Below are 16,394 nucleotides of genomic sequence, written 5' to 3' on the forward strand. Positions count from 1 at the left end.
AGTCTTTTTTTCAAGTGTTTTTTATGAACTTGAGGATTTTTTTGTGATTTTTTACTTATTTGTAAATAGTTCTTAATATCACTCTTAAACACTATCGTATAGACTATTGGATAGATAGAATTGTCATGTCATTACCAAATTATAGTCTTTTTTGGTTGAAAAAGAAAGTTTTTTGGGTAATGATGTCACCCGAGGAGATGTATAGCACTATTGGTGTGTTCCCTTACTAAGTATTCTTTATAAACGAACCAATCTCTCTATCTATCTCACTCCCTCATTTTCGTTCCATTTTATACTAGTCCTTATGTATCCATTGAATGTGTTTATGGCAAATGATACAATGAAGGGCAGTGTGGGAAGGGTGGAGAAGGCGGTTTTTCGTCATTCTCTCTTTTATTTTTTTCTACTTATTCCTCTTTACAGATGATGCATAATAGACAGGACGTCTCATTCTCCACAACAAAAAAGGTTCGAGAAAATCAAGCCTTGCATGAAGGAGGAAATGAGAAGGAGGAAACCAATTGAAAGTAGTTATTTCCGGCTTTTACGGCCTTGGCAATACCGGGGACGAAGCGATATTGGAAGCGATTCTCGATAACTTGCGCAACGAGATTGACGAGGTGGATATCACCGTTTTTTCCTTTTCCCCGGAGAAAACGGCAAAACGCCACAATGTCCGGTCCGTGTACCGCGGGTGGCGCCGTGAAAATAAACAAAAAGTACAAGCTTTAAAGAAGGCGGATTTATTGATTTCCGGAGGCGGCGGTCTCCTTCAGGACACATATCCGACGAAATTTTTGTTCGGACCGCTTCCTTATTATTTATTGATCGTGTTTTTAGCCAAGTTGTGCGGAGCAAAAGTCATGTTTTTCTCCCAGGGCATTGGTCCTGTCAATACGACATGGGGAAAAATTCTCATGAAAGTCTTTGCCAATATGGCCGATTTCATCACAGTAAGAGATCCATTTTCAAAGGAGCTTCTTCACAAACTCGGTGTTAATAGGCCGGAATCAGTGGTAACGGCAGATATCGTCTTTGCCTTTCACCAAAAGGAGGACAGCGCCTGTTTGGACAGCTTGCCGTTAAAAGGCGGGGAGCGATTGGTCGCGGTCAGTGTCCGCCCTTGGTTCGGAGATACGTCTTATTACGGGCATATCGCCCAAGCGCTGGATAGCCTGATCGAATCCGAAGGCGTCACTCCTGTCTTCGTCCCGATGGAAGGGCATTATGACGTCCGGGCCTCTGAAAAAGTCCGGCAGCAGATGAAACATCGTAATCAAAGCCTTCTGCTTGGACCCGACTTTACCCCTAATCAGTATTTGAATTTTATCTCAGCTTGCGAAATGACGATCGGACTGCGTCTGCATTGCTTGATTTTTTCCTGTTTGGCAGGTGTTCCCCATATCGGGATCAGCTATGACAAAAAGGTCGAAAGTTTACTGAAGCGTTCCGGGATGTGGGACTATTCCTTCACACTTGAAAACTTGGATCCGGAAAAACTGGCGGATAATGCCCGGGAAGTATTGCAGCGCCAGGAAGAACTGAAAGAGATGATCCGTGAGAATGCTGCAGAAATGCGCAGAGAAGCAATGAAAAATATCGATTTGCTGAAGGAACGTTTTGGCCAGTAGCAGTCTCTTTTTCAAGACCGTATAGGACAGAAAAAAGTCCTGCGGGATCACCGTTCCTGATGTCCGGTTGGTCCAACAAGCGATCATTGTGGATGAGAAAAATCGCCACTGACTGAAGTTTTAGTTTACCAGTCCACTCCGAAACGTGCAGATGCAAGCTCTTCTGCACGTTTCCTTACTTAAGAGGTGTCATTCATGTCATTGAAAAAAACAGCCATTTGGCTGACGATCTTGGCTGTGGTGGTGAAGCTGTCCGGTTTTGTCCGGGAGAGCATCATCGCCCACCAGTTTGGGGTCAGCCAATATACAGACGGGTATTTGCTTGCGTTTTCGTTTATTACGTTGGCGCTCGCCATGATTTCGGGCGGATTCAATAATGTGTTCCTTCCTATGTACGTCCAGCAGCTGAAAGAACAGCCAAAGCAGGCGGAACGAAACGCGAACGGAGTGATGAACTGGACGGTGCTCATTTTCCTTGTGGTCACCGTGACCGGCTATTTCTTCGTTCCCGACTTTGTCCCTTGGATTTACGGGGACATGAAGCCGCAAACGAAAGAAACGGCGATTGCCGTTACCCAATTTTTCTTCCTGTTTATGAGCTTTATTGCGCTGAGCGGAATATTGGATTCCTATTTGCAGGGCCGAAGGGTGTTCGTTCCGTCACAAATCGCCAAACTGCTGCAAACGATCATGGGCGTCGCCTTTGCCTTTTTGTTTTCAGAAAAATGGGGAATTAACAGTCTTGCCTACGGGTTTATTTTCGGAACGATTTTAGGAACGATTCTTCAGCTGGCCTATTTGTTTCGGACAGGGTACCGCTGGAGGCCGGTTTGGAAAGTCGAACGCGAATTTCGCAAGACTTTTCTTGTGTTGCTCGTCCCCTCTTTATTGAACTCGGTTGTGGGGCAAATTAACGTGTTCGTCAATAAGGCGTTTGCGTCTGACATTAAGGGAGCCGTCACCTATTTAAACGACGCTTCGCTCATTACCTCCATCCCCCAAACCGTCTATGCGACATCGATTGCGGTGATTATTTTTACGCTGTTATCTGAACAGCTGGATAATCAAAAAAAATTCCAAGACACGTTTTTCTTAGGAATGCAGCTGTCGCTTTTAACTTTAATGCCCATCACTGCATGGCTGATCGTGGCAGGACGGGAAACGATTGCGTTTATTTTTGAACGCGGCAAATTTACGGCCGCGGACACGTATCAAACCTATCTGGCGCTCGTGTACTATTTGCCAACCATCGTGACGCAAGGTCTGCAATATATTGTATCGAAGTCAATGTACGCTCGGGGAAAAACTGCGATCGTATTCCGAATCAGCGTGACGACTATCGCATTAAATGCGATTTTAAACTGGCTGTTTATCAAGCCATTCGGCTATCCGGGCTTAGCATTGACCAATTCGATTGTGTCCGTTTATTACTTGGTTGCTACCGCCGCTTTCATGTACAAAGATTTTGAACCCGGCGAAAAGCGGAGGCTCTTTGTCCTGTTCGGAAAAGTATTGCTGCCAACAGTCGTCATGATCGTGCCGCTGTACTTGTTCAAGCTCTATGTACCGATCGATCATCTCTACTCGCTTTGGCAGCTGGCCATCCTTGGCATACTTGGAGCCGTTCTTTACATAGTCGGGCTGTATGTATTCTACCGAGAAGGCTATCACCAGCTCGTGGGCATCGTGAAAAGAAAAATGCGGTCGTAGTTGGCGAAAATCAGCATCGAACTGCTTGCCACATAGAACTTCCGCCCTAAGAAAGAAGGCTGTCCCCATCCGTTCATCGGCTTTGGGGACAGCCTTTTTCTGCTTTTTAAGATTTTATTCTTCAGCACCATAGCTTTCGATCATATTGGCGATATGAGTATAAGCGCCGCCGGCCGCTACAGCAGCCGCAACAAGGATGGCTTCGGAAAGCTGTTCTTTCGTTGCGCCTGCTTTTTCAGCATTTTTGGAATGCACATCGATGCAATAAGGGCACTCCGTAATATGAGCAACCGCTACAGCAATCAATTCTTTCAATTTGGCAGACAGTTTGCCCGCTTGTGAACTACCCTCCACTTATCAACCTTACGGTTTGATTGAAGTGGGGGCTTCTCGGGTAATCCCGTCTAATGACAGAAAATTGACCGAGCTAACCCTCTCGTTCCGAAAGTTATTATTCTTTATGCTAATAAGCGTAATCCCTCATTTTTGATATTGATTGCTGAATTGTGATCGCAATCTAATACAAAGCCGCAAGAACATTTATATACACGTTCAGATAATGGCATTTCTTTTTCCTTGCCGCAACATGAACACTTCTTAGTGGAGGGAAACCACTTATCAATTTTCACAAGTTGTTTCCCCTGTTCTTTTAGCTTATACGCTAAGAAAGTAGTGAACATCCCCCAGCCGTTATCATGAACGCTTTTTCCAAAGTTGAGGGCTTGAGACATGCCTTTCATGTCTAAGTCCTCAATAATCACAGCGTCATAGTTTGTTGCTAATTCTTTTGACTTATGATGAAGAAAGTTTCTGCGCTGATTCGCTGTCTTTTCATGTAGCTTAGCCACTTTCAGGTGTTGTTTTTCCCATCTTGCAGAACCTTTCTTTCTTCGAGAAAGAATTCGTTGTGCTTTTGCTAATTTATCTAAGGCTTGCCGATAGTAACGTGGGTAATTGGCTTTCTTACCCTGTTCACTCTCGACATATAGACCATCCATAGCAAAATCCAAACCAACAACTTTCTGTATTTTAACTGGACGAATATCTTTCTCATATTCTGTCAAAATTGAAATGTAGTATTTGCCTGTCTTTGTTTTAGAAATAGTGCAAGATTTGATTTTATAATCAGCAGGTATCTCTCTATGCTGTTTCATTTTTATTGGCTTTTTGATTTTTGGCAGTTTGATATGACCATTTTCTAGCTTAATATTTCCGTTGACCATATTAGTTGTATAGGATTGTTTTGCTTTACGATTTTTGAACTTTGGAAAATCCGCATTTCCTTCAAAGAAATTCTTATAAGCAGTCTGTAAGTTCATTTGTGCATTTGCCAAAGCTAAAGAATCCACTTCTTTTAGGAATGGAAATTCACTTTTATATTTTGCAGGGGTCGGAAACTTTTGCTTTTTAAGCAATTCTTTATCATCCTTGAACTTTTCATACGTTTCTTTGCGTTCAGCTAACATCTTATTGTAGACAAAGCGAACACAACCAAATGTCTTAGCTAATAATGCGGATTGTTCTTTGTTTGGTAACAAACGAAACTTGAAAGCTTTGTTTTGCTTGGCCATATCAATTCACCTCACTTTGTGCGGAAAAATTTCGTATATATTGATTATACCGTAAAAAATCCGTACAATCAATATGAGGTGATAATCATGAGAGAAGAGAAAGAACGTGTAGAAATTCGTATGCCTAAGACGATATTAGAAAAATTGGAGCAATATCAAAAAGAAAATGGGATTCCAACTAGAACAGCCGCAATCTTAGAATTGTTGAGAAAGGGATTGGAAAAATAACTTTGGCTAAAGCCAACCGAAATTCATCTCCCACCTACTCATTGGTGCTATTCGCACCTTCACATTCCTAGAGGATGGGAGACTTCTTTCGGAAAGACGTTAAATTGATCAAATGCTTGCGCCTGTTCCGGCGTCCATTCATTTAATTTGGCAAGATGACGCAATGTTCCTTTTTCATAAAGCGACATCCTTAATCCCCCCTTGTTTTCCATTACTAGCCTTTATTATAGTCGACATATTCTAAAAAGAATATGAATATGCCTGTAGATCTCATTTCTCTCCGCTACCCGAAGCGTAAATTTATTGCAGAGCCGCTGACTCCAAGCTTTCCGTCCGCACTCACTAAAAGCGCACAAAAAAGCTGACCCTTCAATGTCGGGTCAGCTTCAAGATGAGGCATTATTTACCGGCAATCGGCAAAATATCGACGTAAGCGCCGGAAACATAGACGCCGTCTTTATATTGATCGGCAAATTTTAATACATCGGAATAGATTTTATACCAAGAGCCGGATGTTCCGATAATTGTCACCGGCATTCCCAGTTTATTGTATTCAAATAACAGCGTGCTGGAAGAAACTTTCGGTTGGGATCGGACATTTAATCCATCATTTGGATCATAGCCATCCGTCAAACCGATTGAATATCTACCGAAATCCTTGCCGCCGAGCATTTTATCGATGCTATACATATGGCGGGCCAGTTTTTCGCCCCAGAACATATCGGAAGCATATTTGACATTAAAGCCCGTTCCCTTGTTGCCCGGAACAGCACCGTTTGCTCGAAAATCTCCGAAAGAAAGATAGCTGTCATTGAATTTTTTCGCCAATGCATCCACACTGGCTGCCGGAGATGGAAAAGGATTGGCCTGATTCGGATTGCTGTCGACGGCACCATAGCCGAATAAATTATTTTTTTGTTGGGCTATGTCGCTTAATCCATACTGACTTTCATTAAATGCCAATCCTAGAATTAACAACGCATTAATATGTTTCTCGGATTCTACTTTTTTCAAATGGCTGCCGAGGCCGATCAGCTTGCTTCTTTTCGTTGCATCTTTATAGATGGCATTTTGAGGGGTTGGATTTTGTTGATACAGTTTTTCCAGATCCGCCAATTTGTTCATAATCGCTTGATCCAGCTGTGCAGCGGTATAGCTTGTCGGAGTTCTCGCCGATAAAAATTGAAAATATTGGCAGGCTGTTCCGACTTTTCGATGATTGGCATCATAAAACGTATAGCCGTCCCAGCTGTAATAAGGCTGCCCTTCCTTTAAAAAGCTAGGCGCTTTTCCGACTGTATAAGATGTGTAGTAGCTGCTATTCCCTGTGTCGACGTACAAATAATGGACCAGCTCTCCGTTTTTGGCTTGATAGTAGTTTTGCCCCGGCGCAGCGCCGTCCGGCTCCAAAAGAACGTCTTGCGGGGAGGCGTATAACTGCTTGCCGCCCACTTCTACTTTTACATAGTTCTCTGTAGATGTTAGATATTTCATTTCAGTAGAATATAAAGGATCTGTAGTCACATAAGTATATTGAGTTTTTAAAGATGCATCGGAGTATAAATAAATTAATTTCTGCAACGTGGATCTGTCAGGTACAACAATCCCGCTTTTCATATACACGACTCGGCCGTTATAGGTGACAGCGTCCAATTGACCGGCATTCATGGCGTCTTTCGCTTCGTCAAAAGTCTTGTACGACTTTCCGGTCGGCTTGACTTCATGATTGGAGACGACAGCCGTTTCATAAGGATTTTTGACAGGAGCCGGCTCATTTCCTCCCGGACCGGATTCATTATAATTTTCTACATAGGAAAGCATCCGGCTGATAAAAGCTGCCGCTTCCGCTCTTGTAGCTTCTTTATCAGGTTGAAATACCCATTTGCCATTTATTTGATAGCCGTGGATTATATTGGCTTGAGCTATTTCGGCAATCGCTGTTTTGAATTCATCCTGCAAATTGGAAATGTCCGTGAATTTCGTGCTTCCCGTTTCTAAAGGGACATTCAAATATTGAATGGCTCTTTTAATCATGACCGCCATTTCTTTCCGCGTAATGGTATCGTCCGGATGAAAGGTTCCGTCTGTTCTGCCTTTGATAATGTTCACTTTGGCAGCCGCGTTAATGCCCGGCGCCAATGCCGAATTAGGAGATACGTCTTTAAAGACATTGGACGTATTGGTCATATCGAGCTTTAACGCACTCGAAATAAACTTGGCAAATTCTCCTCTTGTCACCTTTTTACCCGGCTTGTAGCTGCCGTTTCCATAACCGGAAATGATCCCTCTGGCAATTAAATCTCTCATTTCCTTTTCCAGCGTAATCCCCGAAATGTCATCGCTCGCCGCTCTGGACGGCTGAGGCGGGACCGCAGCCGAAAAAACAAGGAGAAACATCATCATAAGCAGCATGCGTCTTCGCATTTTCATCTAGTTTCCTCCTACACTAGTAATCTTTTTATATGTAAAACTGTGCGAAATATAATTCATCACAGCTGGTGCCTTTATATAGAAGCTTTTCCATGATTTCAGATTCGCCCGAAATCTGCTTTCACGCAGCAAGCAGGTCAAGATCGAAAGCGATCCTGTCCGTACGTTTCCCTCTCATCAAAGAGGACGAACTTCCCGACCGACGACCCCTCACCGATAAATGGGTAAAAAGAAATCGAAACCATTCTTTATGGCCTCGATTGTTGTCTATTTCTTTATTTGGCATTGTAAATCGCCGCTGCAAAATCTGCTCTGGTCGTTTCGTCGCCGGCGCGGTATTTGCTTGTTTGATAGACCGTTGTTTTGTCAATATTGTGGATGGTGTTAATTTCGGCAAAAGCCCAATAGCTGGATGGAACATCCTGATAAGCAGGTTTGGATGATGACACGGATGCCACATTCTTTTTAAAGGCTTTTGTCACAATCACAGCCATCTGCGCTCTTGTCATCGGATCATAAGGTCTGAAAGTACCGTCGCTGTAACCGTTAATAATGCCGGCCTTTTCAATGGCGGCAATATCTTTTGCAAACGGATTAGAAGAAGATACATCTTTAAAACTTGCGGATGACGGCGCCGCTAAATGAAACGCTCGATTGATGATAGCAGCTGCTTGTCCGCGTGTAACTTCATCGTCTGGATGGTAAAGTCCATTGGAATATCCTTTGATAATCCCTTCACTGTTCAATTCTTTAATGGCAACCAACGCCGGATGGGTATCGCCAAGATCTTTGAAAAGGGTTCCTACCGGCTGAGACAGCACCCGCTTGGCCCCCGCATATTTGCTGCTCCAATAAGAATTGCTGAGAGAGTCTATTTCCACGCCGGATGATGCCGCGTTAATGAACTTGTTATCGCCGACATAGATTCCGACATGGGAAATGCCTGATTGATATGTATTTTTGAAAAACACTAAGTCTCCCGGCAGCAAAGAAGATTTAGATACGCTTTTTCCGGTCGAAAATTGGCCTCCCGATGTACGTGGAAGCGAAATGCCAAAATGTTTATATACATACGATGTATATCCTGAGCAATCGAAGCCGTTAGGAGTCGTTCCCCCGTAGACATATCGTACTCCTAAAAAATTTTTTGCATAATCTACTACTTGATATCCTGTAAAAGAAGCGGCAAATGCTTGCTTAAACGGAAATGCAAGCAATAAAACAAAAGCAAAAAAGACTATTTTGATCAGTTTCCCTCCTGTTTTCATGGTCACTCCTCATTATTCTTATTTTTCCAAATAATAGTCTATCAGAATAATAAAACAGTTTTTTTGCTGCAATATTACATTTATGTAACAAATTTAGCCATTTTCCAGCATGATTTCTGTTAAATTAGCAAAAATCATCAAAGTCTCTCTTTTTTTGCAAACAAAAAGCCCGCCCTCTTCGAAAACACTCGAAAAGAGGCGGGCTTTCCAGCCTTCTATTTATGAAAAGTATGGATTATCGGAAAAGCGGGTTTTCCGCTTTGGCCAAAAAGACGGAAAACTCAGCTCTGGAAATCGGTTTATACGGTGCAAAAGTATGGTTAGAATAGCCGCTGGTAATGCCGGCATCCGCCAGAGCATTGATCTCTTTGTAACCTGTCATGCCTGTTGTAACATCTTGAAAATGATTGGTTCCGTTATCCGTCAGACGATAGGCATGGCTGATCAAAACCGCCATTTCGGCCCTTGTTACAGGTTCCGTTGGATGAAAAGTGCCGTTGCGGTAGCCTTTAATGATTCCTTGCTCTAAAGCACTCTGAATATATCCTGAAGCATAATAATCTTTCGGAACGTCTTTAAAAGCCGTATTTCTTTTCGTTCCGTCCAATCCAAGCGCCCGGCCGACAAGCGCCACTGCCTCGCCTCTTGAAATGTTCTTCGTCGGCCATAGATATTGGCCGCTGTGATCGCCCTTTAAAATGGAGCGATGATAGAGATAAAGCATTTTTTCACTGAACCAGTCGTAGGCAGAGACATCTTCGATCTGCGGTTTGCTCATCGTCACTTTCACTTGTGTCTGGTACTCGCGGCCTTGGGAGTCCGTCAATGTAAAGAAATAATAATAAGTTCCGGCCGGCACATAATCATCCCAAATGCTGCCGGTTATTTGTTTTGTAATGTCGCCCTCCATTCCTCCTCTTCTTTTCACGTAGACTTTTTGAATGGAATCGGGCTTATCGATCTGGAACTCCACGAGGCCGTTGTCGGCCTTTACTGCCTTGACGGCCATATCGGATGACAGCGTAGGTTGGAACGTTTTAATTTGCACCAATCCGTAGCCGTAAAGCGAATCCTTTCCGGCTGTCCCCAAATCTTTGGCGTTTTGATCGAGTATTTTGCGGATTTCCGCTGCCGATTTGTCTTTATACTGCTGTTTCAGCTCCGCCAGCACCCCTGTGACAAATGGGGTAGCCATCGATGTTCCTGACAAGGCCGTATAACCGTCCTTTTTGCCGTCGGTTGTATCCAGATTGATCGGAAAGGTGCTGAACACATACTGTCCGGGAGCGACAATTTCAAGCTCCGGCCCCGTCGCCGAGAAAGGCAAACGCTGCAAGCGGCTATCGACGCTGCCGACTGCAATGACACTGCTGTATTTGGCGGGATATAGAATGGTATTTTTCGATCCGACCGAATCCCCGTCATTTCCGGCTGCCGCCGTAATCAGAATACCGGCGTTATACGCTTTATCCAAAGCACTCTTTAACACCGGGTCGTCGGATACGGTCGTCACGCTTAAATTGATAATGTCCATATGATGCTGAATGGCCCAATCCACCCCTGCCGTAATCGAACTGGTCGACCCTTCTCCAAATTCGTCAAAAGCTTTGACCGCGTAAAGATCCGCATCCGGTGCGACTCCAACAATACCGACGCCGTTGTCTAAAGCACCGATGATTCCCGCTACATGGGTTCCGTGGCCGTTGTCGTCGTTATATCCTTTGCCGCAATCGGAGCGGATGACGCATGTTCCCCCTTTCACCTTCAAATCAGGATGGTTCGTCGCTATACCCGTATCAATCACAGCCACTTTCACCCCTTTTCCCGTAAAAGGAGATCGATATTGGCTGTCCTCGTAAATTTTTTTATAGCCCCACGTTTCTATTTGGCTCTGAACCTTATATGTCTTATTGGCTTGAACTTTGGCGATCTCCGGTTCATTGCGCAATTTGTCGACTTGGCTCTTATCCAGTTCGGCTAAAACAGTAGGAATGGTCTCATACTTTTTCTGTGCATGAATATCGTATTTTTTCAAAATTCCATCATCTATATGGTGGCGAAAGAGAATCATATATTCATCCGATTCCGCACCATAAGCTTTGAAAGGCAAAATGACCAGCAAAAATAAGAAAAAAAATAGCCATTTCGTGTTTTTCATCCAGCAGCCTACCCTTTCTCTTAAACTTTTTCTTTATTATACTGGAATGTTTCCAGCTGTTAAATGAATATTTTTTTCCCCCATTCGCCGATATGTTCTTGTTTCAGCCAAAAATCAACAGCCACGGTTTGCCCTGTCATCGGTTTTGTCCTTTGTTCATTAGTCTATCAGTTCATGAAAAAGAAGAACATATGAAAAAAGTATATATGAAAAAATTCCCTTTTCGCTAAAAAATTTCAATAAAATCCTTAAATTTGCTAGTCGAGTTTGGTAATCTGATAGAAAGGGCTCATTTCAAAAGTCGCAAAAAGAAAGGAGAATCCTATTTGTGTACAAAAAAATAGCCCCCGTCGCTATGGCGCTTGCTTGCCTGTTTCCGTCCCATTCTTTCGCTGCTTATACAGATGTGCCTATTACATATTGGGCCTACCATTCGATTGAGCAGTTGAGCGGAAAACAGATCATTTCGGGATATTCCGATGGAAGATTTAAACCAGGAGCCGTTATTACAAGAAAACAGGCTGCCATTATGCTAGTCCGCACCCTTTCTTTATCCTCCGATCAAACGATCGCGATCAAAGATGTGACCGAAAACACCTATGGCTACCAGGAGATAGAGGCCGCGGTATCAGCAGGTTTATTTAGCCTGAAAGACGGTCTGTTTCAACCTGATGAACCCCTGACAAGAGAAGATATGGCTAAAGCTCTCGCCATTGGCTTTCGGTTAAAAGGGGACCAAATGAGCGCATTCACCGATGTTCCTCAAACCAGCCCTTATTATCGCTACATTGATGCTTTGGCCGCTAATGACATCACGACCGGTTATACTGACCATTCCTTTCAGCCGAAAGGTGCAGTCAATCGTGCTCAATTTGCCGCTTTTATCGCTCGAACGCTGTTCAATCCCCGCGAATATGAAGTGTTGATTGACGGAAAGAAAAAAACGACCTTTCGTTCCAAGCAAGAAGCCATTCTATTTGCAGAGCCTTACGACAATGCCGTCATCCGACCTGTCAGCAACCAATATCAAACCTTTTCCAATGAATTTTTGTCACCGGAGAAATCAGGCGTGAAAAACGGCGTTTTACTGTACAACGGATACGAGATTGAGAAAAATCCTTTATACAATAGCCTTCAAAATAAAGAATTTTTCAAGCCGTATTTGGCCTACAAAGAAAATGGACAATATGTAGATTCCATGTTCGATTCTCTTATTCTGGCAGGAAGAGAATATCCGGGAGGCGAATTTACCGAGTCCAGCCGAAATGAAGCGGGTTATAACGAATGGCTGTGGTATTTGAATAAATTGTTCGGCGAAAACGGAACGATTTCCATCATCGACCAAAGCATGAAAGAGATTCCGGTCGTTGATCATGTGAACATTTTTATCGCCATTCCTTATCCACAGCGGAAAGATCCGATTGTCGATCTAAACGGTCAAACGCACCCCAACACATTGGACGAACGGTTCCAACTCGTTAAATGGTACATCGATCAAGTGTATGACCAATGGGAAAACACCCAACACAACGGGTTAATCTTAAAAGGCTTTTATTGGTTAAACGAAACGGTCACGAACCCGGATGATGAACAGCTTCTTCTCATGGTCAGCGATTATATTCACCAACAGAAAGGAAAATTCATCTATTCGCCGCATGCGCAGTCCACTAATTTTGAATACTGGCAATCATACGGATTTGATGGGGCTTATTTGCAAAGCAACGCTCATTTTACGAATTTGAGCGAAGAAGAAACAAAAGCCAAATTACATAACAGTTTGATTGAAGCGCAAACGAGAAACAGCGGTGTGAATTTAGAAATTGAAAATCACGGATACGCGACGGTAGACATTGGATTGGAAAAGTTTCGCCAATATTTGCACTTTGCCGATCTATACGGGGCAAGATCTCAAAGCTTGATCATCTATCAAGGCGCCTCCATGGTAAACCGTTTGGCCACCTATACCGACCCGCGTTATCAAGCAATGTACACAGAGCTCTATCATTTTTTAAAAAATAAATAGCTACATACTAAAACAGGGTTCAGACGAAATGTCTGAACCCTATTTTATTTATAGATTAAGAGGAGCGGTGATCGCGCTCTCCTCTTTCTAGCTATCTATTGATTCACAAGGCTATACAAGCTCGAAACATTGTATCCTTTGGCTTTGTAATAATCGAGCAAGCCTAGATAAATAGCATTGGCTGCCTTTTGACGCCAAACGCTTGAAGCCAGCTTCGCGTTATCAGACGGGTTATCGATAAACCCTAGCTCTGCCAGCATGGCAGGCATGTTATTTTCTCTTAATACATGCAAATCTCCATTGGGGTTACTTTTGTTAACGCCACGGTCCGGTATACCCATTGCGCTGTGGAGACGGTTTTCTATTTTCGTCGCTAACAATTGGCTGTCAGCCTTATACGGGTTTTTTCCGGAACCTCTCCAATAATAGGTTTCCGAACCCGTTCCGCCTCCGGCATTGGCGTGGATGCTCAAAAATACATTTCCTTTATTCCTGATCGCGAAATTAACGCGGCCTTGCAAACTAATAAAGGTATCCGTGCTTCTCGTCATTTTTACTTGGAACGGACTTTTGGCCAAAATATTTTTCAGCCTTAATCCCGTATCCAAAACAACATCTTTTTCTTTCAATCCATAGCCGATTGCCCCCGGATCCGTTCCGCCGTGTCCCGGATCGATAATAATCACTTGGCTACTCAGACGGCGGTCGTACTGTCCGGTAGAGGACGGCGGTGTGGATTGAAGATAAGCACCATTGACATATCCGATCAAGCTGCCGGATTTTATGTAATACCAGCCGTTCACTTTATTTGCCGCATACACTTTCGTACCGCGGGTCAACGTGCCGATGACCGCATAATTTGTCGACGGTCCTTTGCGGACATTCAACTTATCGTTGCTCGCCACATTGACATAGAACGGTTGGGTGAATCGGGCCGTATTTGTATTGGACGGATCTACCCGAAAATCAGGATTCATCGCTCTTGCTAAAAAAACAGCGAAATCCGCACGGATGATAGGGTCATCGAGACCGAACGTGCCGTCTCCTTTTCCTTGGGCTATGCCGAGCTTTATTAATGTTTCGGCTGCTCCTCCCGTCGTCGTTTCGCTGGAGAAATGGAACGCTTTATTGATCATAAGCGCCATTTCGCCGCGCTTCAACGTCTTCTCAGGATGGAACGTGCCATCGCTGTAACCGGACAAATATCCTTTTTCCACAGCCGATTGAATATACCCCGATGCAAATGAGCTTGCCGGTACATCGCGGAACGAAGTCGAACGCTGTGTACCATTTAGTTTTAAAGCCCGTCCGATCATGGCGGCAGCCTCTGCGCGAGTCACTGTCTTTTCAGGCAGAAAACGATGGTCGGCTGTTCCTGTCACAATCCCTTTTTCGGCTAAATAATTAATTTCTTCAGCGGCTCTGTGGGTCGTTCCCACATCTGTAAAATATGTAGCGGCCGCTGCCTGCTTCACGCCAAATAAAGGGATGAAAAGCAAAAAGGCAATTGCCAGTAGAAAATGGGCCTTTTTCACTAATATTCCCTCCTTTCCACAGTTTTCTACATTTTAACATATTCGTTGACAAGTCTAAACCATTCTCACTGACTATTTTTCTGCTAATTTATGATTTTTCAACTAATTAATGGAACATTTCGCGATTATCCGCATATTTTCATTTTTTTTTCAAAGCATAATTATGAGGTGATTTGGAATATGACAAACATTTTTCGACACTTATCAGCGTTTTTTGTGCTCTTGCTGCTATTGGCCAATGGAAGTTCGCCGACTGCGGCTTACGATTCTCGCCCAAAAGCCAAAAACGTCATTTTTATGATCATGGACGGCACCAATTCCGATGTCCTCGCCTTGTCGCGTTGGTATAAAGGTTCAGCACTTGCCCTTGATGAAATGATGACCGGAGGAGTACGAACCTATTCGCTGCGGTCTGCCATTACCGATTCGGCCGCCGCCGGAACCGCTCTGGCCACCGGCAGAAAAACGTTGGTGGATCATATAGGAATGATTCCGATTTTTCCTGAAGAAGGAAAGCCTTACACCGCTTATCCCGTTCCTAATATTTTGGAAGCCGCGGAAAAAAAAGGGCTTTCGACCGGAATCGTGTCAACTTCCCCTGTACAACATGCCACACCGGCTGCTTTTTCTGCGCATGTGAACCATCGCAATCAATTCGACGACATTGCGGAACAGCAAGTTTATCAAGGGATGGAAGTTGTATTGGGAGGAGGAAAAGCGTGGCTAAAACGGGATGACAAAATCAAATCCCGTCCTGACGGCGAAAACTTGATTTCCGTCATTCAAAAGAAAGGCTATGAATACGTGACTACAAGAAAAGAACTTCTTCAAAGCAGCGGAGAAAAAATTTGGGGAAGTTTTGCCCGGGAAGATATCGCTTATGAGCTCGACCGAAAAAAGCTGAATCCGAACCAGCCTTCTCTTGCCGAAATGACCGAAAAAGCCATTCAAACTCTGTCCAAAAACGACAAAGGCTTTTTTTTGCTGGTGGAGGGAAGCAAAGTCGATTGGGCCGCCCATAAAAACGATCCGGTAGGAATGATCAGCGAAGTGCTAAGTTTTGACGAGGCCGTTCAAAAGGCGCTCCAATTTGCCAAAAAAGATCAGCAAACATTGGTCATTGCGGTTGCGGACCACGGCAACAGCGGGTTAACGATGGGAAACCGCTCCACCAATCTTTCCTATGCGAGTGAACCGAAAGAACATTTTATTGAGCCGCTTAAAAAAGCCCATTTAACGGTAACCGGAGCCGTTTCCCGATTGCGAAAAGACCGCTCCAACTTGAAAGAAGTGCTGAAATCGTATGGATTAGATTCTTTAAGCCATAAAGAATACAATCTCGTCAAAAAATCGAAACATCCGGAAAAAGAAATGGCCGCTTTGCTTTCTAAACGCGCAAAAATCGGTTTTACAACCACCGGTCATACCGGCGAAGATGTCTTTTTATTCGCTTACGGCCCCGGCAAACCGACCGGACTTGTCGAAAATACAGATTTGCCGAAATCCGTTTGCCAAACACTCGGTCTGAAACTCCAATCGTCCTATCAAGATGGGATTCAGTTTTATAAAAAGCGGGGATTTAAGACAACCATTTATCGAAAAAAAGAGGGAAATCCGGAATTAGTGGTGCAAAAGGGCGGGCAAACGATCCGCTACCCTGTCAATAAAAATATCCGTTTTGTCGACGGCAAAGAAGAAACGCTTTCCGCCGTCAACCTCTTTAACGGAACACATTTTTATATTGGACTTCCGAATCGTTAACGCTCCTTGGATGGAGCGTTTTTTTTCTCATCGATCCCTGTTATAATTAAAGGATAAGATATTTCCCAGACATCTTATG

At 43.8% G+C, this 16,394-nt stretch carries 11 protein-coding genes and 1 pseudogene; 5 read left to right on the forward strand and 7 right to left on the reverse strand.

From position 1 onward, the window contains the following. Positions 1-521: 521 nt before the first annotated feature. Both csaB and murJ read left to right on the forward strand, forming a co-directional pair. On the forward strand, positions 522-1,631 hold the full coding sequence (gene csaB, locus NST12_RS15385) for a polysaccharide pyruvyl transferase CsaB (RefSeq protein ID WP_341101930.1): 1,110 nt from the start codon (positions 522-524) through the stop codon (positions 1,629-1,631). A gap of 195 nt (positions 1,632-1,826) precedes the next feature. Then, the gene (gene murJ / locus NST12_RS15390; RefSeq protein ID WP_341101932.1) at positions 1,827-3,341 is read left to right on the forward strand and encodes a murein biosynthesis integral membrane protein MurJ; all 1,515 of its coding nucleotides are present in this window, start codon (positions 1,827-1,829) and stop codon (positions 3,339-3,341) included. 114 nt (positions 3,342-3,455) lie between these two features. On the opposite strand, the pseudogene NST12_RS15395 reads toward murJ, so the two are convergent. Both NST12_RS15395 and NST12_RS15400 read right to left on the reverse strand, forming a co-directional pair. After that, positions 3,456-3,680 (reverse strand): annotated as a pseudogene (locus NST12_RS15395) (carboxymuconolactone decarboxylase family protein); the annotation flags it as partial. Between the two features lie 119 nt (positions 3,681-3,799). Further along, a complete protein-coding gene (locus NST12_RS15400) occupies positions 3,800-4,912 on the reverse strand; it encodes an RNA-guided endonuclease InsQ/TnpB family protein (protein WP_341030168.1) in 1,113 nt (370 codons plus the stop codon). An 87-nt stretch (positions 4,913-4,999) separates the two neighbouring features. Between NST12_RS15400 and NST12_RS15405 the strand changes: the two genes are divergently transcribed. Then, positions 5,000-5,140: a ribbon-helix-helix protein, CopG family gene (locus tag NST12_RS15405; RefSeq protein ID WP_003352379.1), complete on the forward strand. Its 141-nt coding sequence runs from the start codon at positions 5,000-5,002 to the stop codon at positions 5,138-5,140. 59 nt (positions 5,141-5,199) lie between these two features. Here NST12_RS15405 and NST12_RS15410 read toward each other — a convergent pair whose 3' ends face one another. From NST12_RS15410 to NST12_RS15425, 4 genes are all read right to left on the reverse strand, one after another. After that, positions 5,200-5,328 (reverse strand): hypothetical protein, encoded by a 129-nt coding sequence (locus NST12_RS15410; RefSeq protein ID WP_255287973.1) that lies wholly within the window; start codon positions 5,326-5,328, stop codon positions 5,200-5,202. Between the two features lie 211 nt (positions 5,329-5,539). After that, positions 5,540-7,570, reverse strand: coding sequence for an S-layer homology domain-containing protein (locus tag NST12_RS15415; RefSeq protein ID WP_048624210.1), 2,031 nt, complete (start codon positions 7,568-7,570; stop codon positions 5,540-5,542). A gap of 275 nt (positions 7,571-7,845) precedes the next feature. Next, positions 7,846-8,838, reverse strand: a complete 993-nt coding sequence (locus tag NST12_RS15420; protein ID WP_048624211.1) for a C40 family peptidase — start codon at positions 8,836-8,838, stop codon at positions 7,846-7,848. 235 nt (positions 8,839-9,073) lie between these two features. Next, positions 9,074-10,996: a S8 family peptidase gene (locus NST12_RS15425; RefSeq protein WP_048624212.1), complete on the reverse strand. Its 1,923-nt coding sequence runs from the start codon at positions 10,994-10,996 to the stop codon at positions 9,074-9,076. A 328-nt stretch (positions 10,997-11,324) separates the two neighbouring features. On the opposite strand from NST12_RS15425, the gene NST12_RS15430 reads away from it, so the two are divergent. After that, positions 11,325-13,019, forward strand: coding sequence for a DUF4855 domain-containing protein (locus tag NST12_RS15430; protein ID WP_341101941.1), 1,695 nt, complete (start codon positions 11,325-11,327; stop codon positions 13,017-13,019). Positions 13,020-13,114: 95 nt separating this feature from the next. Here NST12_RS15430 and NST12_RS15435 read toward each other — a convergent pair whose 3' ends face one another. Then, complete coding sequence (locus NST12_RS15435) at positions 13,115-14,554, reverse strand: N-acetylmuramoyl-L-alanine amidase (RefSeq protein ID WP_341030333.1); 1,440 nt, start codon at positions 14,552-14,554, stop codon at positions 13,115-13,117. Between the two features lie 180 nt (positions 14,555-14,734). On the opposite strand from NST12_RS15435, the gene NST12_RS15440 reads away from it, so the two are divergent. Then, complete coding sequence (locus NST12_RS15440) at positions 14,735-16,315, forward strand: alkaline phosphatase (protein ID WP_341101944.1); 1,581 nt, start codon at positions 14,735-14,737, stop codon at positions 16,313-16,315. Positions 16,316-16,394: the final 79 nt, after the last annotated feature.

Origin of the sequence: Bacillus sp. FSL W8-1127 (genome assembly GCF_038006725.1) — a bacterium.
GTDB classification, from domain to species: Bacteria; Bacillota; Bacilli; order Bacillales; family DSM-4216; genus Bacillus_O; species Bacillus_O smithii.

What these genes read in the sequence shown, in the direction of transcription:
- NST12_RS15400 (WP_341030168.1), bottom strand. Translation starts at nt 4,912, where the DNA reads ATGGCCAAGCAAAACAAAGCTTTCAAGTTTCGTTTGTTACCAAACAAA.
- NST12_RS15405 (WP_003352379.1), top strand. Translation starts at nt 5,000, where the DNA reads ATGAGAGAAGAGAAAGAACGTGTAGAAATTCGTATGCCTAAGACGATA.
- murJ (WP_341101932.1), top strand. Translation starts at nt 1,827, where the DNA reads ATGTCATTGAAAAAAACAGCCATTTGGCTGACGATCTTGGCTGTGGTG.
- NST12_RS15415 (WP_048624210.1), bottom strand. Translation starts at nt 7,570, where the DNA reads ATGAAAATGCGAAGACGCATGCTGCTTATGATGATGTTTCTCCTTGTT.
- NST12_RS15410 (WP_255287973.1), bottom strand. Translation starts at nt 5,328, where the DNA reads ATGTCGCTTTATGAAAAAGGAACATTGCGTCATCTTGCCAAATTAAAT.
- NST12_RS15420 (WP_048624211.1), bottom strand. Translation starts at nt 8,838, where the DNA reads ATGAAAACAGGAGGGAAACTGATCAAAATAGTCTTTTTTGCTTTTGTT.
- NST12_RS15440 (WP_341101944.1), top strand. Translation starts at nt 14,735, where the DNA reads ATGACAAACATTTTTCGACACTTATCAGCGTTTTTTGTGCTCTTGCTG.
- NST12_RS15425 (WP_048624212.1), bottom strand. Translation starts at nt 10,996, where the DNA reads ATGAAAAACACGAAATGGCTATTTTTTTTCTTATTTTTGCTGGTCATT.